Annotated in this window: 24 protein-coding genes, 1 tRNA gene and 1 riboswitch; of the genes, 12 read left to right on the plus strand and 13 right to left on the minus strand. The window is 64.0% G+C overall.

Annotated features, from left to right (window positions below; all coding sequences use genetic code 11):
- Positions 1–82: 82 nt before the first annotated feature.
- Positions 83–517, minus strand: a complete 435-nt coding sequence (locus FJ418_RS03910) for a hypothetical protein (RefSeq protein WP_140863727.1) — start codon at positions 515–517, stop codon at positions 83–85.
- A gap of 111 nt (positions 518–628) precedes the next feature.
- Here FJ418_RS03910 and FJ418_RS03915 point away from each other — a divergent pair, with 111 nt between their 5' ends.
- The 3 genes from FJ418_RS03915 to FJ418_RS03925 are packed head-to-tail and all read left to right on the plus strand — an operon-like array spanning position 629 to position 3064.
- Positions 629–976 (plus strand): DUF952 domain-containing protein, encoded by a 348-nt coding sequence (locus FJ418_RS03915; protein ID WP_140863729.1) that lies wholly within the window; start codon positions 629–631, stop codon positions 974–976.
- Entirely contained in the window at positions 973–2046 is a 1074-nt protein-coding gene (locus tag FJ418_RS03920) for a quinone-dependent dihydroorotate dehydrogenase (protein ID WP_140863731.1), read from the plus strand. The genes FJ418_RS03915 and FJ418_RS03920 overlap by 4 nt, the downstream gene beginning before the upstream one ends.
- Positions 2047–2074: 28 nt before the next feature.
- Entirely contained in the window at positions 2075–3064 is a 990-nt protein-coding gene (locus tag FJ418_RS03925) for a cysteine synthase family protein (protein WP_140863733.1), read from the plus strand.
- Positions 3065–3074: 10 nt separating this feature from the next.
- On the opposite strand, the gene FJ418_RS03930 is transcribed toward FJ418_RS03925, so the two are convergent.
- Entirely contained in the window at positions 3075–4406 is a 1332-nt protein-coding gene (locus tag FJ418_RS03930) for an MATE family efflux transporter (protein WP_140659388.1), read from the minus strand.
- Positions 4407–4586: 180 nt separating this feature from the next.
- Here FJ418_RS03930 and FJ418_RS03935 point away from each other — a divergent pair, with 180 nt between their 5' ends.
- Positions 4587–5489 carry a histone deacetylase gene (locus FJ418_RS03935; RefSeq protein WP_140863735.1) on the plus strand — a complete coding sequence of 301 codons (903 nt, stop codon included), beginning with the start codon at positions 4587–4589 and terminating at the stop codon, positions 5487–5489.
- A gap of 12 nt (positions 5490–5501) precedes the next feature.
- Here FJ418_RS03935 and FJ418_RS03940 read toward each other — a convergent pair whose 3' ends face one another.
- Positions 5502–5771, minus strand: coding sequence for a DUF6460 domain-containing protein (locus tag FJ418_RS03940; protein WP_181166832.1), 270 nt, complete (start codon positions 5769–5771; stop codon positions 5502–5504).
- A 162-nt stretch (positions 5772–5933) separates the two neighbouring features.
- Here FJ418_RS03940 and FJ418_RS03945 point away from each other — a divergent pair.
- Positions 5934–6007: transfer RNA gene (locus FJ418_RS03945), tRNA-Gly, on the plus strand.
- Positions 6008–6263: 256 nt separating this feature from the next.
- Here the strand turns inward: FJ418_RS03945 and FJ418_RS03950 are convergent.
- Complete coding sequence (locus FJ418_RS03950; RefSeq protein WP_140647383.1) at positions 6264–6599, minus strand: protamine-2 (modular protein); 336 nt, start codon at positions 6597–6599, stop codon at positions 6264–6266.
- 103 nt (positions 6600–6702) lie between these two features.
- Positions 6703–7692, minus strand: coding sequence for a LysR substrate-binding domain-containing protein (locus FJ418_RS03955; protein WP_140659390.1), 990 nt, complete (start codon positions 7690–7692; stop codon positions 6703–6705).
- A gap of 292 nt (positions 7693–7984) precedes the next feature.
- On the opposite strand from FJ418_RS03955, the gene chvE reads away from it, so the two are divergent.
- From chvE to araD1, 4 genes are all read left to right on the plus strand, one after another.
- The gene (chvE, locus tag FJ418_RS03960; RefSeq protein ID WP_140647381.1) at positions 7985–9055 is read left to right on the plus strand and encodes a multiple monosaccharide ABC transporter substrate-binding protein; all 1071 of its coding nucleotides are present in this window, start codon (positions 7985–7987) and stop codon (positions 9053–9055) included.
- A 198-nt stretch (positions 9056–9253) separates the two neighbouring features.
- Positions 9254–10786, plus strand: a complete 1533-nt coding sequence (mmsA, locus tag FJ418_RS03965) for a multiple monosaccharide ABC transporter ATP-binding protein (protein WP_140647380.1) — start codon at positions 9254–9256, stop codon at positions 10784–10786.
- The gene (gene mmsB, locus FJ418_RS03970; protein WP_140863736.1) at positions 10783–12075 is read left to right on the plus strand and encodes a multiple monosaccharide ABC transporter permease; all 1293 of its coding nucleotides are present in this window, start codon (positions 10783–10785) and stop codon (positions 12073–12075) included. Before mmsA ends, mmsB begins: the two co-directional genes overlap by 4 nt.
- Positions 12076–12276: 201 nt before the next feature.
- Positions 12277–13272: an AraD1 family protein gene (gene araD1, locus FJ418_RS03975; protein WP_140863738.1), complete on the plus strand. Its 996-nt coding sequence runs from the start codon at positions 12277–12279 to the stop codon at positions 13270–13272.
- Positions 13273–13313: 41 nt separating this feature from the next.
- Here the strand turns inward: araD1 and FJ418_RS03980 are convergent, their stop codons facing one another.
- Positions 13314–14408 carry a 2'-deoxycytidine 5'-triphosphate deaminase gene (locus FJ418_RS03980; protein WP_140863740.1) on the minus strand — a complete coding sequence of 365 codons (1095 nt, stop codon included), beginning with the start codon at positions 14406–14408 and terminating at the stop codon, positions 13314–13316.
- Between the two features lie 77 nt (positions 14409–14485).
- Positions 14486–14563: riboswitch (SAM riboswitch) on the plus strand.
- 56 nt (positions 14564–14619) lie between these two features.
- On the opposite strand from FJ418_RS03980, the gene FJ418_RS03985 reads away from it, so the two are divergent.
- On the plus strand, positions 14620–15810 hold the full coding sequence (locus FJ418_RS03985; RefSeq protein ID WP_140863742.1) for an O-succinylhomoserine sulfhydrylase: 1191 nt from the start codon (positions 14620–14622) through the stop codon (positions 15808–15810).
- A 136-nt stretch (positions 15811–15946) separates the two neighbouring features.
- Here FJ418_RS03985 and FJ418_RS03990 read toward each other — a convergent pair whose 3' ends face one another.
- Positions 15947–17089: a ceramide glucosyltransferase gene (locus tag FJ418_RS03990; protein ID WP_140863744.1), complete on the minus strand. Its 1143-nt coding sequence runs from the start codon at positions 17087–17089 to the stop codon at positions 15947–15949.
- Positions 17090–17366: 277 nt separating this feature from the next.
- Here FJ418_RS03990 and apaG point away from each other — a divergent pair, with 277 nt between their 5' ends.
- Complete coding sequence (gene apaG, locus FJ418_RS03995; RefSeq protein WP_140647374.1) at positions 17367–17759, plus strand: Co2+/Mg2+ efflux protein ApaG; 393 nt, start codon at positions 17367–17369, stop codon at positions 17757–17759.
- A gap of 194 nt (positions 17760–17953) precedes the next feature.
- Here the strand turns inward: apaG and FJ418_RS04000 are convergent, their stop codons facing one another.
- The 3 genes from FJ418_RS04000 to FJ418_RS04010 form a co-directional block, all read right to left on the minus strand.
- On the minus strand, positions 17954–18982 hold the full coding sequence (locus FJ418_RS04000) for an Hsp33 family molecular chaperone (protein ID WP_140863746.1): 1029 nt from the start codon (positions 18980–18982) through the stop codon (positions 17954–17956).
- A gap of 123 nt (positions 18983–19105) precedes the next feature.
- Positions 19106–20017, minus strand: a complete 912-nt coding sequence (argF, locus tag FJ418_RS04005; protein WP_140863748.1) for an ornithine carbamoyltransferase — start codon at positions 20015–20017, stop codon at positions 19106–19108.
- 16 nt (positions 20018–20033) lie between these two features.
- Positions 20034–21233 (minus strand): aspartate aminotransferase family protein, encoded by a 1200-nt coding sequence (locus tag FJ418_RS04010; protein ID WP_140863750.1) that lies wholly within the window; start codon positions 21231–21233, stop codon positions 20034–20036.
- A gap of 356 nt (positions 21234–21589) precedes the next feature.
- Here FJ418_RS04010 and FJ418_RS04015 point away from each other — a divergent pair, with 356 nt between their 5' ends.
- The gene (locus FJ418_RS04015) at positions 21590–22108 is read left to right on the plus strand and encodes a GcrA family cell cycle regulator (protein WP_140863752.1); all 519 of its coding nucleotides are present in this window, start codon (positions 21590–21592) and stop codon (positions 22106–22108) included.
- A 128-nt stretch (positions 22109–22236) separates the two neighbouring features.
- Here the strand turns inward: FJ418_RS04015 and FJ418_RS04020 are convergent, their stop codons facing one another.
- The 3 genes from FJ418_RS04020 to FJ418_RS04030 all read right to left on the minus strand — a co-directional run bounded on the left by FJ418_RS04020 (position 22237) and on the right by FJ418_RS04030 (position 25425).
- Entirely contained in the window at positions 22237–23241 is a 1005-nt protein-coding gene (locus FJ418_RS04020; protein ID WP_140647369.1) for a magnesium and cobalt transport protein CorA, read from the minus strand.
- Positions 23242–23328: 87 nt separating this feature from the next.
- Positions 23329–24051, minus strand: coding sequence for a phosphate signaling complex protein PhoU (phoU, locus tag FJ418_RS04025; protein ID WP_140647368.1), 723 nt, complete (start codon positions 24049–24051; stop codon positions 23329–23331).
- A gap of 108 nt (positions 24052–24159) precedes the next feature.
- Positions 24160–25425, minus strand: a complete 1266-nt coding sequence (locus FJ418_RS04030) for an ATP-binding protein (RefSeq protein ID WP_140863754.1) — start codon at positions 25423–25425, stop codon at positions 24160–24162.
- Between the last annotated feature and the right edge of the window lie 200 nt (positions 25426–25625).

Below are 25625 nucleotides of genomic sequence, written 5' to 3' on the forward strand. Positions count from 1 at the left end.
TATGCGGCGACGCGGCGCGTTTTCAAGCGGCAAAAGCCGCGCGCGGGGTTTTCCCCCAGGACGGCTCGGCCGCGCGCCCCGTTCAGGTCTTCTGATTCAGCTTGGTGCCGCCGTCGCCATCGTCCTTGTCCATGTCCTTGACGATGTCCTTGAAGGTCCGGAAGAACTGCTCCATGTAGCCGAGCGACTTGTTGAAATCCTCCTGACTGGGCAGGTTGGATTCCAGCCGGGCGGAGAGCGAATTCTCGAGCTTGGCGACGCGCGCGTCGAGCGCCTTGACCGAATTGTCCAGCCGGTCGATCTCGTCCTGGTAGGCGGCGCGCTCGTCGGCGGCCATCTTGCAGACGAGCTGGCCGGAGCGCTCCTCGCAGATCGACATGGCGCCGGTTCGGGTGTCCATGCGGATATAACCGTCGGCGGACTTCTCCAAGCGGTAGTGGTCGGTCTCCTCGGAATAGGCGGAAGCGGCAACCAGCGAGCAAAGCGCCGCGGGGATCAGGATGTGGTGCAGACGCATGTTGTTCCTCCATGAGCCAGTGAAGGCGCCATATCACAGGTTTGCGCCGGAAATGGGGAAGAGTCGAGCTTGAGCCTTCCCCCTACCTTCGGTTCGGATTATAGCGCGACAATGTCTCAGATTATCTACAAGATTGCCCCCGAGGCGCTTTGGCGCGAAGCCGAGAGGAACGGGCGCTTCATCGGCGCGCCGATCGACATCGCCGACGGCTTCATCCATTTCTCCACCGCCGGCCAGGTGCGCGAGACGGCGGCCAAGCATTTCGCCGGACAGACGGACCTGCTGCTGATCGCCATCGACGGGACCAAACTGGGCGAGGCGCTGAAATACGAGGTGTCGCGCGGCGGTGCCTTGTTCCCGCATCTCTACGCCGCGCTCGCTCTCGATGCCGTTCTCTGGGTGAAACCGCTGCCGCACGGCGCCGGTGGCCACGAATTCCCGGCGCTGGAGGGCGAATGAGCGCGCTCGACCGGATCGGCCAGAAACTGCTTTTCTCCTTCGATCCGGAAACCGCTCACGGCCTGTCGATCGCGGCGCTGCGCTGCGGGCTTCCGGTTGGGGCGACGACGCCGCGCGACGCGCGGCTCAAGCTGAGCCTTTGCGGCCTCGATTTCCCGAACCCGCTCGGCATGGCCGCCGGCTACGACAAGAACGCCGAAGTGCCGGACGCGCTGCTGGGGCTTGGCTTCGGCTTTGCCGAGGTCGGCACCGTCACGCCGCTGCCGCAACAGGGCAATCCGAAGCCGCGCATCTTCCGGCTGACGGCTGACGAGGCAGTGATCAACCGACTGGGCTTCAACAATGAAGGCCACGCGGCCGCCGAAAAACGGCTTGCCGCGCGCAAGGGGCGACCGGGGATCGTCGGTGTCAACATCGGCGCCAACAAGGACAGCGCCGACCGCATCGCCGACTACGAGCGCGGCGTCGCCCGCTTCGCGCAACATGCCTCCTATCTGACGGTCAACATCTCCTCGCCCAACACGCCAGGCCTGCGCAACATGCAGGCGCGCGAGCAGCTCGGCGAATTGCTGTCGCGGGTGATGGCCGCGCGTGCGGCCGCGCCGGCGCAGCCGCCGGTTTTCCTCAAGATCGCGCCGGATCTCGTCGGGGCGGAACTGGAAGACATCGCCGCCGAGGTCGCCGAGAAGAAAATCGACGGCGTCATCGTCTCCAACACGACGCTGGCGCGGACCGGGTTGCAGAGCGCGACCGTGGCCGGTGAAGCCGGCGGCCTTTCGGGCAAGCCGCTGTTCGGGCGTTCCACCGCTGTGTTGGCCCGCATGCGCAAGCTGCTCGGACCCGACATGGCCATTATCGGTGTCGGCGGCGTCGATTCCACCGAGGCCGCATTGGAAAAGATCCGCGCCGGCGCCGACCTCGTCCAGATCTACACCGGCATGATCTATGCCGGCCCGGCGCTGCCGGGGCGCATCGTTGCCGGCATGGAGCGCTTTGCGGAGAGGGAAAACCTCAAATCCATCGGAGAGCTGCGCGACACCGGCTGCGCAAGCTGGTCCGAACGACTCTGAGAGCTCCCACCAATCAGGACGACAAACGATGGCCGAAATTCTGGACTCCGTCGTGGACTCGATCGGTGGAACGCCATTGGTCCGGCTCGACAGGCTGACGGCGCAGGCGGGCGTCGACGGCGCAATCCTCGCCAAGCTGGAATATCTCAATCCGGGCTTTTCCAAGAAGGACCGTGCGGCACTTGGAATAATCGAGGAGGCCGAGAGATCCGGCGCCATCAGGCCAGGTCAAACGGTGGTCGAGCTTACCTCCGGAAACATGGGCACGGGGCTCGCCATCATCTGCGCCGTCAGGGGTTACCCCTTCGTCGCGGTGATGTCGAAGGGCAACTCCGAAGAGCGTGCACGCATGATGACGGCGCTCGGCGCGGAAGTCATCCTCGTGGACCAGCTGCCGGGGTCGGTGCCGGGGCAGGTCTCGGGTGGCGACCTGGCGCTCGTCGAGCAGGCCGCCAAAGCGGTTGCGGCGGAACGTGGCGCGTACCGCGCCGACCAGTTCCATCGCGACGGGAACTGGCTTGCGCATTATCGCGGAACCGGACCGGAAATCTGGGACGCCAGCCATGGCGCCGTCGATGCATTCGTCGACTTCATCGGCTCGGGCGGCACATATGCCGGGGTGGCAAGGGCGCTGAAGGAGCGCAACCCTCTGATCAAGTGCTTCATCGTCGAGCCCGAAGGCGCCGCGGCCGCCGCGGGCGAGACGGTCACCCAACCCGAGCACCCCATTCAAGGCGGCGGTTATGCCATGCCGGACCTGGCATTCCTGAACAACGCGCCCGTCGATGGTTATCTTCAGATTTCCGGCGATGAAGCACGCGAGGCCACCCGCCTGCTCGCGCGCAGCGAAGGTATCTTCGGCGGCTTCTCCTCGGGAGCGAATGTGGCCGCTGCGCTGCGTCTCCTGCGCGGCGATCAATCAGGCAAGGCGATCGCTGTCGTGATTTGCGATTCCGGCCTGAAGTATCTCTCGACCGATCTCTGGGGCCGAGAAACGCCGGCGCCCAGCCGAAGCTGAACAATCGGCCCTAAAATGCCGTGCGCACCCTGAGCCTCAGCACCGCAAGCAAACTCGCTCCCCGCACCAGCAGGAAGACATGCAGCGACGCCCATAGGCCGTTGTTGCCGAAGGCCGGCGCCAGGGTGATGAGCGCGGCGCTGAAGACGAGGAACGACAACAGCATCATGTTACGCATGTCGCGCGACCAGGTAGCGCCGATGAAGACGCCGTCCATCTGGAAGGCCAGCACGCCACTCAGCGCCGTGAAGGCCGCCCAGGGCAGATAGGTGTCGGCGACCGCGCGGACTTCTGGAGACGTGGTCACCAGTGCCACCAGACTGGTGCCGACGGTCAACAGGATGAGCGTGGCGATGCCGGCAAGACAAAAACCCCAGATCAGCGTCAGCCGGACGGCCTGCCGGAACGGGGCAGGCGCATGCGCGCCGATGGCGCGACCGGCCAGTTGCTCCGCGGCGGTGGCGAAACCATCGAGGAAATAGCCGGCGATGAGGAAGAAGTTCATCAGCACGGCGTTGGCGGCGAGCGTCACGGTGCCGAATTGCGCGCCCTGCCTGGTGAACAGCGCGAAGGCGGCAAGCAGCGAGAAGGAGCGGATCATGATGTCGCGGTTGAGCGACAGCATCCGCCGGTAGGCCGGGAGGTCGAGGATGCGGCGGCGTGACGGCCGCTCCAGCTTGCGGAACCGGTTGAGCACGATGGCAAGGCCAAGCAGCATGGCCAGGAACTCGCCGGTGACGGTCGCCCAGGCGACGCCGGCAACGCCCCAGCCAAGCTCGAGGCCGAGCAGGAAGCAGAGCGCGATGTTGATGCCGTTGAGCACGGCCTGCAGCATCAGCCCGAGCCCGCCCTCGCCGCGCCCCAGCACGTAGCCCAGTATGGCGTAGTTGATGAGCGAGAAAGGCGCTGCCAGCAGCCTGATGCGGATATAGACCGACATCGCCGCGCTGACGCGCGGCTCGGCGCCCATGAACCATTGGCCGGCGACGGCAAAGAGCGGCGAAAGAGCGGCAAGTATGACGCCCGCGACGACCGCGATCAGCACGGCGCGCCACAGCACCGCCTGTTCCTCCAGCGGATCGCCGCGCCCGAATGCCTGGGCGACGAGGCCGGTGGTGCCGGAGCGCAGGAAATTGAACGTGGTGAAGACGACGTCGAAGACCAGCGATCCCGCCGCCAGGCCGCCAAGCAAGGCCGCGTCGCCGAACTGGCCGACCACCGCCGTGTCGACGATGCCGAGCAGCGGCGTCGTCAGATAGGCAAGCGTCATCGGCACGGCGATCGCCAGCACCGAGCGGTTGGTGACGGCGAAGGATCTGGCGCTGGCTTGGGTTGCGTCCATTGCTGCCTGGCTGATTGCGGCTTGATCGAGAACCTGATGTGCCTCAGTTTGCCGGCGCCACGCAACCACCATCCGCCGAACTGCCAACCGAATTTTCTGCTGGTCTTACGCAATTCCGGACGGAAAACCGTTTCACACTTTTCCTGGAATTGCTCAGAGCTGGCGCAGGCCTCCCGATCCATGCCGCTGCAGATCGTCCATCACCCCGACTATGACGCCGGCTTCGCCGTCAACCACCGCTTTCCGATGAGCAAATATCCGCTTTTGATGGAGGCCTTGCATGTGCGCGGGCTGGCCGCACCGGGCGCGCTCTCGATGCCGGAACCGGCGCCGGCCGTGCGGCTGAAGCTCGCGCACGCGGCCGAGTATGTCGATCAGGTAATCGCCTGCCAGGTGCCGGAGACAATAGAGCGCGAGATCGGCTTTCCGGTCGGTCCGCGCGTGTCGCTGAGGGCGCAGCTTGCCACCGCGGGCACGGTGCTGGCCGCCAGGCTGGCGCTGAGACACGGCATCGCCTGCAACGCGGCCGGCGGCAGCCATCATGCCAGGCGCGCGCAAGGCGCCGGCTTCTGCACCTTCAACGATGTCGCCGTCGCCTCGCTGGCGCTGCTGGCCGAAGGCGCCGTCGAAAATGTGCTGGTTGTCGACCTCGACGTGCATCAAGGCGACGGCACGGCCGACATCCTGAAGGACGAGCCTCGCGCCTTCACCTTTTCCATGCATGGCGAGCGCAATTACCCTGTGCGCAAGATCGCCTCAGACCTCGACGTCGCCTTGCCGGACGGCACCGGCGACGGCGCTTATCTCGAGCGGCTCGCCGCCATCCTGCCGGACCTATCCGGGCAAAGGCACTGGGACCTCGTCTTCTACAATGCCGGCGTGGATGTCCATGCCGAGGACAGGCTCGGCCGGCTGGCGCTCACCGACAATGGCCTCAGGGCCCGCGAAGACATGGTCATCGGCCATTTCCGTGAGCAGGGCGTGCCGTTTTGCGGCGTCATCGGCGGCGGCTACTCGACCGACGTGCCGGCGCTGGCCGCGCGGCACGCCATCCTGTTCGAGGTCGCCTCCCGATATGCGTGATGCTACGCCGAGCTATTTCCTGTAGCTGGCGATCCTGAGCAGGATGAACACAGGCACCACGATCGCCGCGCCGAGCAGGATATAGCCCAGGAAGCGGTCGATGGCGTGGAAGCCGAGATTCCACAGATCGACGAAGAACTGGCGGATGCCATAGAAGACGTCCATCGGCGACCAGCCGAAGGCATGCATGACGAGGCCGACGAGGAAGGAGACCACCAGCAGCTTCAGGAACACCCTGAGCGGCGTGTCGCCAAGAAAGCGCGTCAATGCGGACAAGGCCATTCTCCGGTTCGAGCCGCCCGATTCGGCAGCGTGGCCCAGAAATACGCATTCGCTTGTCCGCCATCAAGCGGCGCTGCTGGAGGTCCAGGGGGGTGCCTTCATTGGCAGCGCTGCTTTGCCGATTGCTTGCAGCCCGGGCCTCATGTTAACGAGGTGGCCGACGCGGGTATGATGTAATGGTAGCTTGTCAGCTTCCCAAGCTGAACGCGCGGGTTCGATTCCCGCTACCCGCTCCAGCTTGCACTGCAGGGATTTGAGTCAGACCTCACCAAGGGGCCAAATTGCGCGTCCGATTCAGGTCGGCTGCCGGCCATCGCGGGGCGGAATTGCATCGGATCGACCCTCAGGCCGAGCAGTTTGCGCGAGGGTGAATTTGGCTGTTTGTAAAGCGAGCGTTGGGGTCTTGCACACCCATGCAAGACCCCAGTCAGCGATTCACCCGGCAGGCCCGGGTACATGGTCGCTATCGACCTAGATCAGGATGATCATGCTCTAGAGCCGGAAGCCGATCCAGACGCGGCGACGCCAGCAGCGGACATGACGCCGGCCATAGCGCCAGTAGCGGCGGCAGACCCGTCTCCAAACGCGGCGACGGCGGCGGCGGTAGTACCGGTCACGGTAATACCGACGGCGGTAATACTGAGCTGGCTGCAGCAGATCGGCCTGGTCATCCTCCTCGTAGATGGCCGGATCCGGCTTGTCCAATTCATCGAGAATCCCGTTGCCTTTGGGGATGCCGGCAACCGCCTTGGCTGGTCCGGCCAGGCTTGCAAGCGCTGCCGCCCCCGCAACCCCAAGCATTCCAGTCAGAAACAACCGACGTTCCATCGAAACCTCCCGAGCTGTTGAGCATCGGCAGCCTTCCCTCACCCGCAACGGGCTCCAGCGAGCGGCCGATCGGTTTGAACGCACAAGTAGCATTCTCGTTCCATTACCCCACTTCGCGCAGGATGAAGTCGTGCAGCATTTTGGCGGCGGGCGAGAGCACGCGATTCTTGACCGTGATCAGGCTGTAGGGCCGGACCTCGATGTCGAACTCGGTCTGCACGACATCGATGGCGCCGGCCAGCCCGTCGCCGCCCTGGATGAACTTGGCGACCTGGATCGAGACCGGCGCGATGGCGTCGGACTGCGCCACCATCACCAAGGTGAGCAACAGCGAAGAGGTGTTGAGGATGCGGTCGGGCAGCGGAATGTCGCGGTTCAAGAAGTTGCTTTCCATGGCCTGGCGAAGCGGCGAGCCGCCGGACTGGAACACCCAGTCATAGCCCGCCGTCTCCTCCAGCCGCACCATCCGGCCGCTCGCCAAGGGGTGGCCGCGGCGCACGATGAGGCAGGCCTTCTCGACGCCGATGACGCGCGATTCGAAGAGCCGCGGATTGAGGTCGTCGGGGATGCGGGCGATGATGAAGTCGTGACGCGACGCGATCAGCTCGCGGGCAAGCACGTTCGAGGTCTCGACCTGCATGGTGATCTCGATGCGCGGATAGATGCGGCGGATCTCACGGATCGCCGGCACGGCCAATTCGATCGCCGGCGCCGTCACCGCGCCGAGGAAGACCGAGCCGCCCTTGCCGGCCTTGAGCTCGGAAATCTCTCGGTCGGCCTCCCGCATCTCGAGCAAAATGGAGCGGGCACGGCGGGCGAGCGCCTGGCCAAAAGGGGTCAGCGTCACGCCGCGCGGCAGCCGTTCGCACAACTTCACGTCGAGCACCGCCTCCATCTCGGCGATCATGCGCGAGGCGGCCGGCTGGGAGATGTTCATGACCTGGGCGGCGGCGCTCACCCGTCCGTGATCGTCCAGGGCGGTGATCATGCGCATATGGCGAAGACTGAGGCCGCTGCGCAGCAGCGTCTCGCCATCTCCCGGCAACTTCTCGTAACTCCCTGAAATCGCATCGGGATCGCGCAATGCCGCCATGGTTTTCGGTCTCTTGTCCGGGTTCTATCAGCTCCTTAAGCTATATCAGTTTCGATATAGCAACCAGCAAAGATCGCATTTGACAGTTATGTCAAAGGGACCCACCCTTCGCGCGTTCCGAGGCGCAACGGTCGGCAACGAGCAAATTCGTATCGATTTAAACTGCGCCGCGGGGCCGATTGGGAGGATACCGGAGATCGATAAAGCCGACAGTGGCGCGCCAGCGCACCTGTTCGGTTGCGCGGCCCGCGAAGCCCCGAGGTGTCGCGTCCATCAACCAGGGAGAGTAATCGTGAAGATCATCAAGACGCTGGCCGCCGTGGCGGCCCTTGGCATCGCCGCCATGACCTATTCGGCGCATGCCGCCGACAAGGGTCTCGTCGGCGTGCTGATGCCGACCAAGACCTCGCAGCGCTGGATCAATGACGGCGACGCCGTCAAGTCCCAGCTCGAAGCGCTCGGCTACACCGTCGACCTGCAATATGCGCAGGACGACATCCCGAACCAGCTCAGCCAGCTGGAAAACGAAATCACCAAGGGCCCGAAGGCGCTGATCATCGCTTCGATCGACGGCACCACCATGGCCGACGCGCTGCAGAAGGCCAATGACGCAGGCGTCGTCGTCGTCGCCTACGACCGGCTGATCAAGAAGACGGGCAATGTCGACTACTACACCACCTTCGACAATTTCGGCGTCGGCGTCATCCAGGCGAACTCGCTGGTCAAGGGCCTCAAGGAGCGTTTCCCGAACACCAAGCCGTGGAACGTCGAGCTGTTCGGCGGCTCGCCGGACGACAACAACGCCTTCTTCTTCTACAACGGCGCCATGTCGGTCCTGCAGCCGCTGATCGATGACGGCTCGATCAAGATCAAGTCAGGCCAGACGGGCATGGACAAGGTCGGCACGCTGCGCTGGCTCGCCGCCACTGCCCAGGCGCGCATGGACAACCTGCTTTCGGCCAACTATTCGGACGGCAGCCGCGTCGATGGCGTTCTGTCGCCCTATGACGGCCTGTCGCGCGGCATCACCGCCTCGCTGCGCGCCGTCGGCTACGGCACCGAAGCGCAGCCCTGGCCGATCGTGACCGGCCAGGACGCCGAAACCGCCTCGGTCAAGCTGATCATCTCGGGCGAGCAGTATTCGACCGTGTTCAAGGACACCCGCGAACTGGCCAAGGCCACCGTGCAGCTGGTCGACAAGGTGCTCTCCGGCGGCAAGCCGGACGGCCTCGACGAAAAGACCTACAACAACGACGTCAAGGTCGTTCCCTCGATCCTGTTGACGCCGCATGAGGTCGACAAGTCGAACTATCAGGCGCAGGTCGTCGACTCCGGCTACATCAAGGCCGACGAGCTGAAGTAATCCAGCCTCGAAGGGAGGGGTCCTGCGCAACGCAGGGCCCCTTTTCGTTCAGAGCCGACCCCGGTATTGTTTTTGCCGGCTTCCGCAGCGTCACGCGCCGATCCGCAACGCGAAGCCGCCGCAGCATGTTGATTTTGCGCACAGGCCTTTCCACGATCGATACCGATTTGGGAGCCGTGCGCCAGGGAGCAGATCCTGATGGCCTCGACGATTTTGGAGATGCGCGACATCACCAAGACGTTTCCCGGCGTGAAGGCGTTGTCGAACGTCAATCTCAGCGTCGAGGAAGGTGAGATTCACGCCATCGTCGGCGAGAACGGCGCCGGCAAGTCGACGCTGATGAAGGTGCTGTCGGGCGTCTATCCGTCCGGCACCTATGACGGCCAGATCATCTTCCGCGGCCAGGAATGCAATTTCAAAGGCATTCACGATAGCGAGCATATCGGCATCGTCATCATCCACCAGGAGCTTGCCCTGGTGCCGATGCTGTCGATCGCGGAAAACATCTTCCTCGGCAACGAGCACGCCAGCTACGGCGTCATCGACTGGGACGCCAACGAGACGCGCACCAGCGCCCTGCTCAAGAAGGTCGGCCTCAAGGAAGACCCCAAGACGCTGATCACCAACATCGGCGTCGGCAAGCAGCAGCTGGTCGAGATCGCCAAGGCGCTGAGCAAGGAAGTGAAGCTTCTGATCCTCGACGAGCCGACGGCGTCGCTCAGCGAAAAGGACAGCCAGGCGCTGCTCGACCTCCTGCTCGAGTTCAAGCGCCAGGGCATGACCTCGATCCTGATCTCGCACAAGCTCAACGAGGTGAACCGCGTCGCCGACAAGGTGACGGTGATCCGCGACGGGCGCACCATCGAGACCCTGCCGAGGAAGGACATCTCGGAAGACCGCATCATCACCTCGATGGTCGGCCGCTCGCTCGACGACCGCTACCCGCCGCGCGAGCCGAAGATCGGCGAGGTCATCTTCGAGGTCAAGGACTGGTCGGTCTACCACCCGATCCATGCCGAGCGGCAGGTGATCAAGAACATCAATATCAATGTGCGCAAGGGCGAGGTTGTCGGCATCGCCGGGCTGATGGGCGCCGGCCGTACCGAATTCGCTATGAGCCTGTTCGGCCGCACCTACGGTCGGCGCATCAGCGGCGAGGTGCTGCTCAGGGGCAAGCCGCTCGATCTTTCGACAGTGAGCAAGGCGGTGGAGAACCGCATCGCCTATGTCACCGAGGACCGCAAGACCTACGGCCTCAACCTCATCGACCACATCAAGCACAATGTGACTTTGGCCAATCTGGGCGGCGTTTCGAGCCGCGGCGTCATCGACGACATGCGCGAGATGAGCGTCGCCAACGACTATCGCAAGAAGACCAATATCCGCGCCTCCAGCGTCTACCAGCTCACCGGCAACCTTTCGGGCGGCAACCAGCAGAAGGTGGTGCTGTCCAAATGGCTGTTCGCCGATCCGGAGGTTTTGATCATGGACGAGCCGACCCGCGGCATTGACGTCGGCGCGAAGTACGAAATCTATACGATCATCGCGCGCCTCGCCGCCGAGGGCAAAGCGATCATCGTCATCTCATCGGAAATGCCTGAACTGCTCGGCATCTCCGACCGCATCTATGTCATGAATGAAGGGCGTATCGTCGGCGAAATGGCGGCAAGCGACGCAAGCCAGGAAAAAATCATGCGCGCCATCGTTCGCGGAGAAGGAAAAGCATCATGAGCACAGACAGCGCTCCCGCGCCGCAAAGCGGCGTCGCCGAGGACGTCAAGCAGGGACAGCGCATCGCCGTCTCGGCGCTGACGACGAATCTGCGCGAATACGGCCTGATCATCGCGCTGATCGTCATCATGCTGTTCTTCCAGTACACGACGTCGGGAACGCTGTTCAAACCGGTCAACCTCAGCAATCTGGTGCAGCAGAACTCGTTCATCATCGTGATGGCGCTCGGCATGCTCCTGGTCATCGTCGCCGGCTATATCGACCTCAGCGTGGGATCGGTCGCCGGTTTCATCGGCGCGCTCGCCGCGATGATGATGGTGATCTGGCCGCTCGGGATATTCTCGAATCCGCTGGTGGTTTCGATCATCTGCCTGATCGTCGGCGGCCTCATCGGCGCCGCGCAAGGCTACTGGATCGCCTATCACCGGATACCGAGCTTCATCGTGACATTGGCGGGCATGCTGATCTTCCGCGGCATCTGCCAAGCGCTGCTCGGCGGCGGCTCTTCGGTCGGCCCGCTTCCGCCCGACTTCAAGGCGCTGAGCTCCGGCTTCATCCCGGACGTCATCGGCCCGCTGACGCTGATCCCGCCGACGGTGAATGCCGCCGGCAAGACCATCGTCGGCAGCGGCTTGACGCTGCACATGACGACGATCGTGCTGGGTCTGGTCGCGGTGCTCGCCTACGCCTATTTCGGCTTCAGGACGCGGCGCAAGCGCGAGCGGCATGGCTATGAGGCGGAGCCTTTCCCGCTGTTCGTCGTCAAGACGCTGGTCGGCAGCGCGCTGGCGCTGTTCCTGGTCTTCCAGTTCGCGAGCTACAGGGGCCTGCCGGTCGTGCTCCTGGTGATGGGCGTGCTGATCTCGCTGTTCGTCTTCGTCACCAAGCGCATGACCATCGGCCGCCGCATCTACGCCATGGGCGGCAACGCCAAGGCCGCGCAGCTTTCGGGCATCAACACCGAGAGGCTGACGCTGCTGGTCTTCATCAACATGGGCGTGCTTTCGGCGCTGGGCGGCCTGATCATCGCGGCGCGCCTCGGCCAGGCCGTGCCGGCGGCCGGTCTCGGCAGCGAGCTCGACGTCATCGCGGCCGTCTTCATCGGCGGCGCCTCGGCGATGGGCGGCGTCGGACAGGTGATCGGCGCCGTCGTCGGCGGCTTCATCATGGGCGTGATGAACAACGGCATGTCGATCATGGGCGTCAATGTCGACTGGCAGCAGGTGGTCAAGGGCCTGGTGCTGCTCGGCGCCGTCATCTTCGACGTCTACAACAAGAACAAGGCCTGAAGGCCGGAAGCGGATTTAAGGAGGCATACGGGTTTCAGATCGCGAAGCTGCCGGCAACCCGTCGGCGCCGAGAGTCCAGCAAGGACCCGGGCTCGCGAACGCAATCCGGACGAAGCGTTTCAACCGTGGCGGGGATTGCTCCGCGCCGCGCCAGTCAAGGCTTGCCCGCGGGCGGCCGGCAAAATGAGAGAGGATTTCAACATGCTGATCTCCCAGATCCTCGACGACGCCGAGACGATCCGCGTCGTCGCCCGCAACGGCGGCGGCAAGACAAGGATCATCAACGGCGCGCGCAGCGTCTATTCGCTGGCGATGGAGGCCGCGCGCACCGGCACCGGGCTCGAAGCGCTGATCGAGCGCAAGGGCTATGGCGAGACGGTCGATCTCGATGCCGCCTACAAGAGGGGCAGGCTGGTGTCGCCGATCAACCACCCCGATCCCGCGCATCTGCATCTCACCGGCACCGGCCTGACGCATCTCGGCTCCGCGGCGACGCGCGATTCCATGCACAAGAAGCTCAGCGAGGGCGGCGAGGAGGAGCTCACCGATTCCATGAAGATGTTCCGCATGGGGCTCGAAGGCGGCAAGCCCGCCAAGGGACAGGTCGGCGTGCAGCCTGAATGGTTCTACAAAGGCAACGGCACGATGGCGGTGGCTCCCGGCGCGCCCCTGATGTCGCCGGCCTTTGCGCAGGACGGCGGCGAGGAGCCGGAGATCGCCGGCATCTATGTGATCGGCGACGACGGCGCGCCGTTCCGTGTCGGCTTCACGCTGTCGAACGAATTCTCCGACCACGTGACGGAGCGGGTGAACTACCTGTTCCTCGCCCACTCCAAGCTGCGCAACGCTTCGTTCGGTCCGGAGATCCTGATCGGCGACCTGCCGGCCGACATCCGCGGCGGATCGCGCATCTGGCGCGACGGCAAGCTTTTGTGGGAAAAGCCGTTCCTGTCCGGCGAAGCGAACATGTCGCACACCATCGCCAATCTCGAGCACCATCATTTCAAATATTCGGCCTTCCGCCAGCCGGGCGACGTGCATGTGCATATGTTCGGCACGGCGACGCTGTCCTTCGCCGATGGCATCAGGACCGAGGCCGGCGATACGTTCGAGATCGAGGCAAAGGATTTCGGCCTGCCGCTGCGCAACCCGCTGGAGATCGAAAAGCCGGTCAAGGTGGCGGTGAAGGCGTTGTGAGAGCGTGACCTCCCCCAAGGGGGAGATCAGCAGTTCAGACCTTAGCGCGCGGCGCGAAAATGCTTGGAGAGCTTCAGGCCCTGCGCCTGGTAGTTCGAGCCGAGATCGGTACCGTAAAGAGCCTGCGGGCGCTGCAGCATGTGCTCGTAGACGAGACGGCCGACGATCTGGCCGTGGTCGAGGATGAACGGCACCTCGTGGCTGCGCACTTCCAGCACCGCCCGGCTGCCGCTGCCGCCGGCGGCGGAATGGCCGAAGCCCGGGTCGAAGAAGCCGGCATAGTGGACGCGGAACTCGCCGACCAGCGGATCGAAGGGCGTCATCTCGGCGGCGTAGAGCGGCGGCACGTGCACCGCTTCGCGCGAGACTAGGATGTAGAATTCGTCGGGGTCGAGCACGAGTTCGCCGGCGCCGCTCTTGTAAATCGGCTCCCAGAAATCGACGACATCCTGCGCGGCACGCTTGTCGACATCGACCAGGCCGGTGTGGTGCTTGCCGCGGTAGCCGACAAGGCCGTCCTTGTCGCCGTCGAGGTCGATGGAGAGCGCGATGCCACCGCCTGAAATATTGGGCGGCTCGGTGGCGACCAGCATCTCGGCGCGGTGAAGGTCGTGCAGCTCGCTCTCCGAAAGCACCGCGTTGCCGGTGCGGAAACGGATCTGCGACAGCCGCGAGCCGGCCCGCACGACGATCGGGAAGGTGCGCGGGCTGACTTCGAGATAGAGCGGCCCGTGATAGCCGGCGGCGATCTTGTCGAACTCGTGGCCGCGATCGGTCATCACCCGGGTGAAGATGTCGAGCCGCCCGGTCGAGCTCTTGGGATTGGCGGAAGCGGACACATTCGAGGGCAGCGCCAAGCTTTCGAGCAGCGGCACGATGTAAACGCAACCCGTCTCCAGCACCGCGCCCTCGGCGAGGCTGAATTCATGCAACTTCAGCCGCTCGAGCTTGTCGGCGACCCGATGATCGGGCCCCGGCAGGAACGAGGCTCGCACGCGGAAGGCCGTGTCGCCGAGCCTCAGGTCAAGGCTGGCCGGCTGGATCTGGTCAGCGTCCAGCGCGCGCGGCGACTTCAGCGCACCGGACTGGAACAGCGCGGAAATATCCTGGTCGGGAAGAATGCCTGTCTGCCGCAAAGTCTTACTCCGCTCTGCTGGTACAAACCTCTTAATGAAGCCGGCAATTGACGCAAGCGCGGCGCGGGTCTAAAGGGTCGTTATCCCGTGGTGATTTGGCCGGTCGGCTTGCAGCCACGTTAAACAAGTCGCTAAAGGACCGTCGAGCCGCAAGGCTATATGGACCGGTTGCGACTTCGCGGCCGGTTTTTTTGTGTCTGGAAGCAGGGCTATGAGCACCAAGAAGCGCAACTGGAAACCTCAGACGGCACTCGTGCATGACGGAACGCTGCGTTCCGGCTTCGGCGAGACATCCGAGGCGATGTATCTCACCCAGGGCTATGTCTATGAGACCGCGCAAGCCGCGGAAGCCCGCTTCAAGGGCGAGGAGCCCGGTTTCATCTATTCGCGCTACGCCAACCCGACGGTCGACATGTTCGAAAAGCGCATGTGCGCGCTCGAAGGCGCCGAGGATGCCCGCGCCACCGCTTCCGGCATGGCGGCCGTCTCGGCCGCGTTGCTGTGCAGCGCCAAGGCCGGCGACCATATCGTTGCGGCGCGTGCCCTGTTCGGCTCCTGCCGCTGGGTAGTCGAGACGCTGGCGCCGCGCTACGGCATCCAGGCGACACTGGTCGACGGCACCGACATCACCAATTGGGAAAAGGCGATAAGGCCGAACACCAAGCTGTTTTTCCTCGAAAGCCCGACCAATCCGACGCTGGAAGTGGTCGACATCGCCGCGGTTGCCAAGCTCGCCAATTCCATCGGCGCGCGCTTGATCGTCGACAATGTCTTCGCCACGCCGCTGCAGCAGAAGCCGCTGCAGTTCGGCGCCCATATCGTCGTCTATTCGGCGACCAAGCACATAGACGGTCAGGGCCGCTGCCTCGGCGGCGTCATCCTGTCCGACAAGAAATGGATCGACGAAAACCTGCACGACTATTTCCGCCACACCGGTCCCAGCCTGTCGCCGTTCAACGCCTGGACGCTGTTGAAAGGGCTGGAGACGCTGCCGTTGCGCGTGCGCCAGCAGACCGAGAGCGCCGGCAAGATCGCGGATTTCCTCGCCGGCCGATCGGAGATAGCCCGCGTCATCTATCCGGGCCGGGCCGATCATCCGCAGGCGGATGTCGTCAAGAAGCAGATGTCGGGTGGCTCGACGCTGATCTGCCTCGACGTCAAGGGCGGCAAGCAGGCGGCCTTCGCCTTTCAGAACGCGCTCGACATCGTGCTGATCTCGAACAATCTCGGCGACGCCAAGAGCCTGATCACCCATCCGGCGACGACCACGCACAAGAACCTGAGCGACGACGCGCGGGCCGAACTCGGCATCGGGCCGGGCACGCTCAGGCTCTCCGTCGGCCTGGAGGACGCCGACGACCTGCTGGAGGACATCGAGCAGGCGCTGAAGGCGGCCAAATAAGACCTGTAGCGGCGACCGTCACTACACAGGACCTTAAAGCGCGTCGCGCTGAAGCGGATTCAGGCGACGCGCTTTGAGGCTTTGTTTCATGCATGTCGTTATCGCAAAACCGATGCACACTTTTGCGCGACATGCATTAGGCAAGCTCTTCCAGTTCGGTCATCGCCTTGGTGCGGATGGTCATGGCGTTGCCGCGCCATTCGACGGCGCCGCCGAACCAGGCGCGCGCCCAGATGGCGGGCAGCATCGCGTCGCGCGTGAGCATCGCGGTGACGCTGCGCGGCGACAGGTACCAGCCCTTCGCAAAGGCCAGCAGGCATTCCGGCAGGTAGGCGATCGCCAGCACGCCCAAGGCCGTCGTGGGCAGGCTGACGCCGGCGCTTGCCGCCGCAATCAGCGCCAGCAGCAGCGGCACCGCGGCGCCGGTCAGGATCTCCGGCGCGAAGAACAGCGGGAAGGTGACGCGGCGCAGCCGCGCCCAGCGCGCCTGGCGCGACCATATCTCGGCGAGCCGGCGCTGGCCGAGCGGCTGCTCGAAAGGCGAAGCGACGAGATTGACGCGCAGGCCCAGGCTGTTGACCAGCTTGGTGGCGGCCGCGTCCTCGGCGATCTCGGCGGCCAAAGCCTGGATACCGCCATTGGCATCGAGCATCGGCTTGTTCCACAGCATGCTCTTGCCTTGGGCGAAGCCGAGCCCAAGCGCCTCGCCGGCATACTGCCAGCGCGCCTGCAGCGTGTTGAGGAAGGCGCATTCGACTTCGGCCCAAAACCCATCCGGCCGCGAGCCGATCGGCGTCGAGCAGACGAGGCCGGTATCCGGGCGCCATGCCGCCATCAGGTGCTGGATATAGTCCTTCGGCATCAGAACATTGGAATCGGCAAGGACCACCCAATCGTGCCGCGCAGCCTGCCAGCCCTTGATGCAGTTGTTGAGCTTGGGGTTGGCGCTGACGCGGTCGTCGCCGATCAGGAGTCGCGCCGGCATCTTCGGATAGCGCGCGATCGCCGCATCGATCAGTTTGACCACCGGGTCTTCGGCATGCGCGACGCAGAAGATCAGCTCGTAGCGCGGCCAATCGAGCGAGAAGGCGCGCTGCAGGGTCTCCTGCGTGAACGGCTCGACGCCGCGCGACGGCACGATGATCGAGACCGGCTGTGCGCCGACGGGCGGCGCAATGACATGCCGCCATTTCAGCCGCGACGCGGCGAGCAGGATACTGGTGAGATTGGACAGAAGAAGGGCTGACGAAGCCAGGCCGGCTGCGATAGTCAGTTCCATCGAGATCTGGTCACTCTCTATCTCTTTGTTTTCACGCAATTCCGGAGGGAAAACTGCTCACACTTTTCCTGGAATTGCTCTCGGCCGCATGCGCCCATTTCATCAGTTACAGAGCGCCCGAGTCGCCCGGCACGGTTTGTGCACACCAACATTGTCATGTGTCACTTAAATGACATTGTTTTTCGGCACGTGCGCTACAAGGCTGGCAGGATGGTCGGCGTTGCGCGTCCAACAGCGAAGCGCAACGAATGTTCCGCAGCGGCAACCGGAGTGGCCCATGTATCGCGCAGTGACGCGCAACATCGAAGTGCTGGTCAGGCCCTTCTATCTGGAGGATCGCTCCGATCCGTCCGAGAACCGCTATGTCTGGGGCTATCAGGTGACGATCGACAACCGCTCCGACGAGTTCGTGCAGCTTGTGTCGCGCTACTGGCACATCACCGATGGTCGGGGCCGGGTCGAGGAGGTGCGCGGCGCCGGCGTCGTCGGCGACCAGCCGGAACTCAATCCCGGCGACAGCTACCAGTACACCTCGGGCTGCCCGCTCTCGACGCCGTCGGGCATCATGGTCGGCCATTACACGATGCGCAACGGCCGCGGCGAGACGTTCGATATCGCCATTCCGGCTTTCTCGCTCGATATGCCGGGGACAAGGCGCACGGTGAATTAGGCGACAGCGTCTTTCTCCCCGTCCACGGGAGAAATGCCCGGAAGGGCAATGAGGGGCAGCGCCAAACTTCTGGGATTTTTTGAGGCAGACGACCGCGTCGCCAGCGTGTCGCTATCACCACCAACCAAGGCGCCGCCCCTCATCCGTCACTTCGTGACACCTTCTCCCCGTGAAACGGGGAGAAGGAAAGGTTCCTACTTCACGAATTCGGCCGGGTCGAAGTCGTATTGCGTCGAGCAGAACTCGCAGGCGACGTGGATGCCGCCGTCCTCGGTCGAGTCCTTGATCTCCTGGGCCGAAAAGCCTTCGAGAATGCCGCGGATCTTGTCGCGCGAGCAGGAGCACTGGTCGGCGACCGGCACGCCGCGAAAGACGCGCACGCCATGTTCGTGGAACAGCCGGTAAAGCAGCCGCTCGGCGCCCACGGTCGGGTCGATCAACTCGGTCGGCTCGATCGTGCCGAGCAGCGCCAGCAACTCCTGCCAGGAATTGTCGGCCGGGTGGTCCGCAACGTCACGCGGATCGCCGTCGCCACCGGAAATATCGGGAACGCGCATGCGCTCCGGCGATTGCGGCAGGAATTGCGCCAGGATGCCGCCGGCGCGCCACTGCTCGCGTGCGCCCGCCGGGCCGGGCGTGACCAGCTTGGCGACCGACATCTTGATCTCGGTCGGGATCTGCTCCGACTGCCGGAAATAGGTACGCGCGGCATCCTCCAGCGAGGTGCCGTCGAGCTGGACGATGCCCTGGTAGCGCTGCGTATGCGCGCCCTGGTCGATGGTTAGAGCCAGGACGCCGTTGCCGAGCAGCGTCTGCTGCGAGGTCTCGCCGGCGGCGGTCAGCGCCTGCAGCCGGTCGGCATCGAAACGCGCATAGGCGCGCAGCGCATGCGGCGTGGTGAAATCGGCCACCAGCATGTCGACCGGACCGTCGGTGCGGGTCTGCAGGATGAACTTGCCTTCGAACTTCAGCGAGGTGCCGAGCAGCACGGTGAGCACGCAGGCTTCCGCCAGTAGGCGGGCGACCGGTTCTGGGTAATTGTGGCGGCTCAAAATAGCGTCGAGCATCGGCCCGAGCTGCACGGTGCGGCCGCGCACATCGAGCGGCGCGACCTCGTAAGGCACGACGTGATCGTCGCCGGCGAAGCCAAATTCACCGAGTTGGGGTTTATGCTCAGCCAAGGTCTGGGTTTCCAACATGACAAAACTCCGGGGCGCAGCCATGCAACCCGATGAGCCGCATGCGTCGAAGCGCGTTCAATTTACGTGATGGCCCGCAAATAGGCATCACATATCCCCAGATCAAGTTGAGCCCGATCGGGCCGGAAGCGGTCAGGTCGGCTCCTCTCAAGCGCCCAGGCACCAAGCCAGCACCGCCTTCTGGGCGTGCAGCCGGTTCTCGGCCTCGTCGAAGACCACCGAATGCGGCCCGTCGATCACCTCGTCGGTGACCTCCTCGCCGCGATGCGCCGGCAGGCAGTGCATGAACAAAGCATCGGGCTTGGCCTTTGCCATCAGCGCCACATTGACCTGATAGGGCAGGAAGACGTTGTGGCCGCGGGCGCGATGCTCTTGGCCCATCGAGACCCAGCTGTCGGTGACGACGCAGTCGGCCTTGTCGACGGCCTCCTCGGCGGACCTGGAAAACCGGACCTTGCCGCCATTGGCTTTCGACCAGTCGACATATTTCTCGAACGGTTCGCTGCCTTCCGGCACCGCGACATTGAGATTGAAGCGAAACCGCGCCGAGGCTTCCAGGAGCGAATGCAGCACATTGTTGCCGTCGCCGGTCCAGGCGAAGGTCTTGCCGGCCACCGGTCCGCGATGTTCCTCAAAGGTCATGATGTCAGCCATGAGCTGGCAGGGGTGCGTGTCGTCGGTCAGCCCGTTGATCACCGGAACGGTGGCGTTCTCGGTGAGCTCCAGCAGCCGGTCATGCGAGGTGGTGCGGATCATGATGGCGTCGACGTAACGCGACAGCACCTTTGCCGTGTCGGCGATCGTCTCCGACCGGCCGAGCTGCATCTCGGTGCCGGTCAGCATGATAGTCTCGCCGCCGAGCTGGCGCATGCCGACATCGAAGGAAACGCGCGTGCGCGTCGACGGCTTGTCGAAGATCATGGCCAGCACCTTGCCATCGAGCGGTTTTGAACGCTCGCCCGCCTTGAGCCTGGTCTTTCGCGCCACCGCGTCGTCCAGCATGATGCGCAGGTCGCCTGCGGAAACGGCGGATAGATCGGTGAAGTGGCGAACACTCATCGGCAGGTTCCAGAAATTATTTGGCGGCTTCGGCCGCAATCGCGTCGGTCAGGCTCTTGGCGCCACCGCGAATGCGCTCCAGCGCCTCGCCGATCTCCTCGTCGGTGACGGTGAGCGGCGGCAGGAGGCGGATGACGTTGTCGCCCGCCGGCACGGCAAGCAGGTGCTGGTCGCGCAGCGCCATGTTCACCTTGGTGTTGGGCATGGCGCATTTCAGGCCGAGCATAAGGCCGGTTCCCCTGATGCCCTCGATGACATCGGGGAATTCATCGGCCACCGCCGCAAGGCCCTGCTTCAGAAGCAGCGCCTTGCGCTGCACGTCCTCGAGGAAGCCGTCGGCCAGGACAATGTCGAGCACGGCGTTGCCGACGGCCATCGCCAACGGATTGCCGCCGAAGGTGGTGCCGTGCACGCCGGCCGTCATGCCGGTCGCCGCCTCGTCGGTGGCAAGGCAGGCGCCCATCGGGAAGCCGCCGCCGATGCCCTTGGCGATCGCCATCAGGTCGGGTGTGACGCCTGTCCATTCATGCGCGAACAGCTTGCCGGTGCGGCCGATGCCGCACTGGACCTCGTCGAAGATCAACAGCAGGCCATGCTTGTCGCAGAGTTGCCGCAGCCGCTTCAAGGACTGCGTCGGCACCGGCCGTATGCCGCCCTCGCCTTGCACCGGCTCGATCAGGATTGCCGCGGTCTCCGGCGTAATCGCCTTTTCCGCGGCGTCGATGTCGTCGAAAGCCACCTGGTCGAACCCCTCGACCTTCGGGCCGAAGCCTTCGAGATATTTGTACTGGCCGCCGGCGGCGATCGTCGCCAGCGTGCGGCCGTGAAAGGCGCCCTCGAACGTGATGATGCGGAAACGCTCGGGATGGCCCTTGACGAATTGATAGCGCCTGGCCGTCTTGATGGCGCATTCCAGCGCCTCGGCGCCGGAATTGGTGAAGAACACCTTGTCGGCAAAGGTCGCTTCGGACAGCCGCTCGCCCAGCCGGCGCTGTTCCGGGATCTCATAGAGATTGGAGACGTGCCACAGCTTGGCGGCCTGCTCGGTGAGCGCCGCCACCAGATGCGGGTGGCTGTGGCCCAGCGAATTCACCGCGATGCCGCCCGCGAAGTCGAGATATCGCTCGCCCTTGTCGGTGATCAGCCAGGTCCCCTCCCCGCGGTCGAAAGCCAGGGGGGCGCGAGCAAAGGTCTCGTAAAGCGCCGAACCGCTCATTATATGCGTCTCCGGAACCGGAAATCAAAAAAGCCGCCAATGCGGCGGCCTTTGCGGCTTATCATGTTTTTCGGCCATGAAGTCAACGAAAACGTCACGCAGAAGCGCGTGGCGAACCTCCGACGCCACGCCGGCTCATAAGTAGACCGGCAAGTTGGGGAAAACCGAAAAAACCGAATCGTGTTGCCCTGGGGACTCTTGTCACCGAGTCAGCGCATAAGGTATTTGTAGTCGAGAAATAACTAGATTTCGTGCGGCGGACCTAATCACCCGGTATATGTGGTGTCGTTTGCCCGGCGGGAGCCGGGTCGGGAACGGATTCTGACTACCGCACGCCTCAGCAGGAGCGCGGCCCCATGAACTGGACTGACGAGCGGGTAGAACTTCTCAGGAAACTGTGGTCGGAGGGCCTGAGCGCCAGCCAGATTGCCGCACAGCTTGGCGGAGTGAGCCGCAACGCTGTCATCGGCAAAGTGCATCGCCTGAAGCTGTCGGGCCGCGGCCGCGCGACGGCCGCCCCGGCGCGCCAGAAAAAGGCGACGCAAGGCGCCACAATGCAGAAATCGGTGACCCGCGCCGCAAGTGCTACGCGTCACGTGACGGCCACCATCGGCGCCACCGCGCTGCAGGTGCAGTTCGACGCAGAGCCGGTCGCGCGCCACTATATCCGACCGGTCGAGAACGTGGTCGTGCCGATCTCGCGGCATCTGCAGCTCGTCGAGCTGACCGAACGCACCTGCAAATGGCCGAACGGCGATCCGCTGTCTGAAGACTTCAACTTCTGCGGCAACGACGCCGCCGAAATGGGACCCTATTGCAAGTATCATTCCCGGGTGGCGTTCCAGCCGGCGGGGGAGCGGCGCAGGGCAAGATAGGGGAATAGGGGAGTAAGGCAGTAGGGGAGTAGGGGAGTAGGGGAAAGAGCGCTTCATGCGCTACGTTTCGCAGTCAGTCGCTCCCTATTACCTACTCCCTTACTGCCCTACTCCCTTACTCCCATATTTCACAGCCACCCATTCTTCTTGAACCGCCAGTACAGGAACGAGCAGATCGCGGCCATCACCAGCAGGATGATTGGATAACCGTATTCCATCTTCAGTTCCGGCATGTCGGAGAAGTTCATGCCGTAGATGCCTGCGAAGGCCGTGGGCACCGCCAGAATGGCGGCCCATGAGGCGAGCTTCTTGGATATTGCGGTTTCCTGGCTCTGCCCGACCAGCAGACTGGCTTCGAAGGCGAAGGCCAGAACCTCGCGCAGTGAGTCGATCTTTTCCTGCACGGTGCGGATATGGTCGGTCACGTCGCGAAACAGCGGATGCATGGCGGCATGGATCTGCGGCAACTCGGCACTGGTCAGCCGACGGCAGACCTCGACCAGCGGCAGCGCCGCATTGCGCAGGCGCAGCAGATCGCGGCGCAGCATGTAAAGCCGCTCGATATCGGAACCGGTCATCGGCTTCAAAAGCACCTTGTCCTCGATCGCCTCGACCTCGTCCTCGATCTGCTCCAGCACCGGCATGTAATTGTCGACGATGAAATCGAGGATGGCGTAGAGGACGAAGTCCTCGCCCTTGGCGAGCGAATGCGGGCAGCTCTCCCAGTGCTGGCGCACGGCGGCGTAGGAGGTCGACGGGCCGTGCCGGACGCTGACGATGTAGCCGGCGCCGACGAACAGATGAGTCTCGCCGAACGTGACGCGGCCGTCGATCAATTGCGCGGTGCGGGCAACGATGAAGAGGGCGTCGCCATATTGCTCGATCTTCGGGCGTGCATGCGGATGCTCGGCATCCTCGATCGCCAAATCATGCAGGTGGAATTGCGCCTGCACCCGGAGCAGCAGGTTGCGATCGGGCTCGAGCAGGCCGATCCAGACGACATGGCCGGGTTTTGCCGCCCATTCGCCGGCTTGTTCGACGGCGATGTCGGCGACGCGCTTGCCGCCCGAATAGACGCTGGATGCAATGATGCCCGACGTTGGGGCCGGGGTCAGGTTCCGAACTTGTTCCATCGCAAACCTCCCGAGACTGCGACTGACAAAATCGCTGTGTCTGGAGGAGCTTATCCTAAATCAGGAAGCCGTTCGAGAGGCGCCGGTTCACTTAGCCGGCACCGTGGCGGGAAGCACGACCTTGTCGGTCTTGTCGCCTTTCGGCCGATCGGCCGGCATCTGGTCGCCGGTGACGATGTAATAGATCGTCTCGGCGATGTTGGTCGCGTGGTCGCCGATGCGCTCGATGTTCTTGGCGCAGAACAGAAGATGCGTGCAGGGCGTGATGTTGCGCGGATCTTCCATCATGTAGGTTAAAAGCTCGCGGAACAGCGAGGTGTACATGGCGTCGATCTGGTCGTCCCGATCGCGCACGAGGCCGATCCTCTCGACCGAGCGCGAGGCATAGACGTCGAGCACTTCCTTGAGCTGCGTCAGCGCCAGATTGGCAAGGGCCTCCAGGCCGCGGAAAAGGCTATTCGGCTGGCGGCCGTCGACCGAGGCCACGCGCTTGGCGACGTTCTTGCCCAGGTCGCCGACGCGCTCGATATCGGCCGAGATGCGGATCGCGCCGACGATCTCGCGCAGGTCCGTCGCCATCGGCTGGCGCCTGGCGATGATGATGATGGCCTTGTCGTCGATCTCGCGCTGTCCTTCGTCGAGGACGAGATCGTCCTGGATGACCTTCTGCGCGAGGCCATGGTCGACATTCACCAGGGCCGCGACCGCCTGTTCGACCATGCGCTCGGCATGGCCGCCCATCGCAGCGATGCGCTTCGATAGGAACTTCAGCTCTTCATCATAGGCACTGGCGATATGGACGGACTGCATGGATATGCCTTCCCGGTTTGTGCCGGCTGGTGCGTTCCCTCAATCCGTCGCTGATACGCGAACCGCATGACAGAAAGAAGAAAATCCCGGTTGGCAACCGATACACGATCAGCGAGCCGGCAAATGAACCGTGAACGCCGCGCCCTTGCCGACTTCCGACTTGATCGACAATCTTGCGTTATGACGGGTCAATATATGCTTGACGATCGAAAGGCCAAGCCCGGTGCCTTTCTGGGTGCGGCTGTTTTCGACATCGACGCGGTAGAAGCGCTCGGTGATGCGCGGGATGTGTTCTTCGGCAATGCCCGGACCATAGTCCCTTATCGTGACGTCGAAGCCCGGCTGTTGGCTATCCTCGCCGCCGGCGATCGATACGGTGACATGCCCACCTGACTGGCCGTATTTGCAGGCGTTCTCTAGGAGATTCTCGAAGACCTGGAACAGTTCGTCGCGATCGCCGGGAACGACGAGCGGCCCGTTGGCGAACTCCCGCTCGATGACGACGCCGTTCTCACCGGCCAGCGGCCCGAGCGAATCGATGACGCTATCGATCGTCTGGCGAAGATCGACCTCCGTGCCCGGCCTCAGATAGGGTTTCATCTCCAACCGCGACAGCGAGAGCAGATCGTCGATCAGGCGGGCCATGCGGCCGGTCTGGTTCTGCATGATCTGCAGGAACTGGTCGCGCGCCGCCGGATCGTTGCGGGCCGGCCCACGCAGCGTCTCGATGAAGCCGGCGATCGAGGCGAGCGGCGTGCGCAGCTCATGGCTGGCATTGGCGATGAAATCGGCTCGCATGCGATCGATGCGACGCGTCTCGCTCTGATCCTTGAACACCAGCACGTAAAGGCCGGTGGCATGGCCGACCGTGGACGCGCTGACCCGATATGTCCGCTCCACCGGCAGCTTCTCGGTGTAGTCGACCGCATCGGCGGCGACCTGACCCGACAGAATGCCGTCGAGCAGCGCCTGCATTTCCGGCGCGCGAAACTTCAATGCCAGCGACATCCCCGGAGCCAGCCCGCCGAAGGCGGCGAAGGCGGCGGCGTTGGCGTGAACCATGGCGGCGGAGCGATCGAATATGATGAGCGGATCGGCGACCGCGGCCGCCAGATACTCGCCGGAGAGCCGCTGCAGCCCGCTTGCCTCGATCGCTGCTCCCGTATCGGCTGGCTGGCGTTCGGCATTTGCCGGCAGCATCGCGGCGGCCGGCAGCGCGGCCAGGGCCAGCATCAGCACATAGACGGAGACGCCGGCGAAAAAATAAACGGCAAGGACCGCGAGAACACCCGCGCCAAGCAGCCAGCGGTTGCGTGACAGCCGCGCCGCCAAGGCCTGCCCCCTGTTGTTTTGTCCCGCGCCCGTCTCTGCCATAGGCCCGCGCCACCCCGCATCCCGTTCGACCGGCCAGCGGCTCGCTGGACCGGCCTGACGCATGGGACCGTGAAAATCAGGATCGATTTTCGCGAAGGTTCATGCGCAAAATCAAAATGCTACAGCGTTTTTGCACCCGAATGCGCGCTGCGCTGCACAGGCTCCATAGCATGAGTCCGCAAACTGGAAAGGTTCGTCTG

The organism is Mesorhizobium sp. B2-8-3, assembly GCF_006440815.1.
Lineage (GTDB): Bacteria > Pseudomonadota > Alphaproteobacteria > Rhizobiales > Rhizobiaceae > Mesorhizobium.

What these genes read in the sequence shown, in the direction of transcription:
- FJ418_RS03910 (WP_140863727.1), bottom strand. Translation starts at nt 517, where the DNA reads ATGCGTCTGCACCACATCCTGATCCCCGCGGCGCTTTGCTCGCTGGTT.
- FJ418_RS03915 (WP_140863729.1), top strand. Translation starts at nt 629, where the DNA reads ATGTCTCAGATTATCTACAAGATTGCCCCCGAGGCGCTTTGGCGCGAA.
- FJ418_RS03920 (WP_140863731.1), top strand. Translation starts at nt 973, where the DNA reads ATGAGCGCGCTCGACCGGATCGGCCAGAAACTGCTTTTCTCCTTCGAT.
- FJ418_RS03925 (WP_140863733.1), top strand. Translation starts at nt 2,075, where the DNA reads ATGGCCGAAATTCTGGACTCCGTCGTGGACTCGATCGGTGGAACGCCA.
- FJ418_RS03930 (WP_140659388.1), bottom strand. Translation starts at nt 4,406, where the DNA reads ATGGACGCAACCCAAGCCAGCGCCAGATCCTTCGCCGTCACCAACCGC.
- FJ418_RS03935 (WP_140863735.1), top strand. Translation starts at nt 4,587, where the DNA reads ATGCCGCTGCAGATCGTCCATCACCCCGACTATGACGCCGGCTTCGCC.
- FJ418_RS03940 (WP_181166832.1), bottom strand. Translation starts at nt 5,771, where the DNA reads ATGGCCTTGTCCGCATTGACGCGCTTTCTTGGCGACACGCCGCTCAGG.
- FJ418_RS03950 (WP_140647383.1), bottom strand. Translation starts at nt 6,599, where the DNA reads ATGGAACGTCGGTTGTTTCTGACTGGAATGCTTGGGGTTGCGGGGGCG.
- FJ418_RS03955 (WP_140659390.1), bottom strand. Translation starts at nt 7,692, where the DNA reads ATGGCGGCATTGCGCGATCCCGATGCGATTTCAGGGAGTTACGAGAAG.
- mmsA (WP_140647380.1), top strand. Translation starts at nt 9,254, where the DNA reads ATGGCCTCGACGATTTTGGAGATGCGCGACATCACCAAGACGTTTCCC.
- mmsB (WP_140863736.1), top strand. Translation starts at nt 10,783, where the DNA reads ATGAGCACAGACAGCGCTCCCGCGCCGCAAAGCGGCGTCGCCGAGGAC.
- araD1 (WP_140863738.1), top strand. Translation starts at nt 12,277, where the DNA reads ATGCTGATCTCCCAGATCCTCGACGACGCCGAGACGATCCGCGTCGTC.
- FJ418_RS03985 (WP_140863742.1), top strand. Translation starts at nt 14,620, where the DNA reads ATGAGCACCAAGAAGCGCAACTGGAAACCTCAGACGGCACTCGTGCAT.
- FJ418_RS03990 (WP_140863744.1), bottom strand. Translation starts at nt 17,089, where the DNA reads ATGGAACTGACTATCGCAGCCGGCCTGGCTTCGTCAGCCCTTCTTCTG.
- apaG (WP_140647374.1), top strand. Translation starts at nt 17,367, where the DNA reads ATGTATCGCGCAGTGACGCGCAACATCGAAGTGCTGGTCAGGCCCTTC.
- FJ418_RS04000 (WP_140863746.1), bottom strand. Translation starts at nt 18,982, where the DNA reads ATGGCTGCGCCCCGGAGTTTTGTCATGTTGGAAACCCAGACCTTGGCT.
- argF (WP_140863748.1), bottom strand. Translation starts at nt 20,017, where the DNA reads ATGAGTGTTCGCCACTTCACCGATCTATCCGCCGTTTCCGCAGGCGAC.
- FJ418_RS04010 (WP_140863750.1), bottom strand. Translation starts at nt 21,233, where the DNA reads ATGAGCGGTTCGGCGCTTTACGAGACCTTTGCTCGCGCCCCCCTGGCT.
- FJ418_RS04015 (WP_140863752.1), top strand. Translation starts at nt 21,590, where the DNA reads ATGAACTGGACTGACGAGCGGGTAGAACTTCTCAGGAAACTGTGGTCG.
- FJ418_RS04020 (WP_140647369.1), bottom strand. Translation starts at nt 23,241, where the DNA reads ATGGAACAAGTTCGGAACCTGACCCCGGCCCCAACGTCGGGCATCATT.
- phoU (WP_140647368.1), bottom strand. Translation starts at nt 24,051, where the DNA reads ATGCAGTCCGTCCATATCGCCAGTGCCTATGATGAAGAGCTGAAGTTC.
- FJ418_RS04030 (WP_140863754.1), bottom strand. Translation starts at nt 25,425, where the DNA reads ATGGCAGAGACGGGCGCGGGACAAAACAACAGGGGGCAGGCCTTGGCG.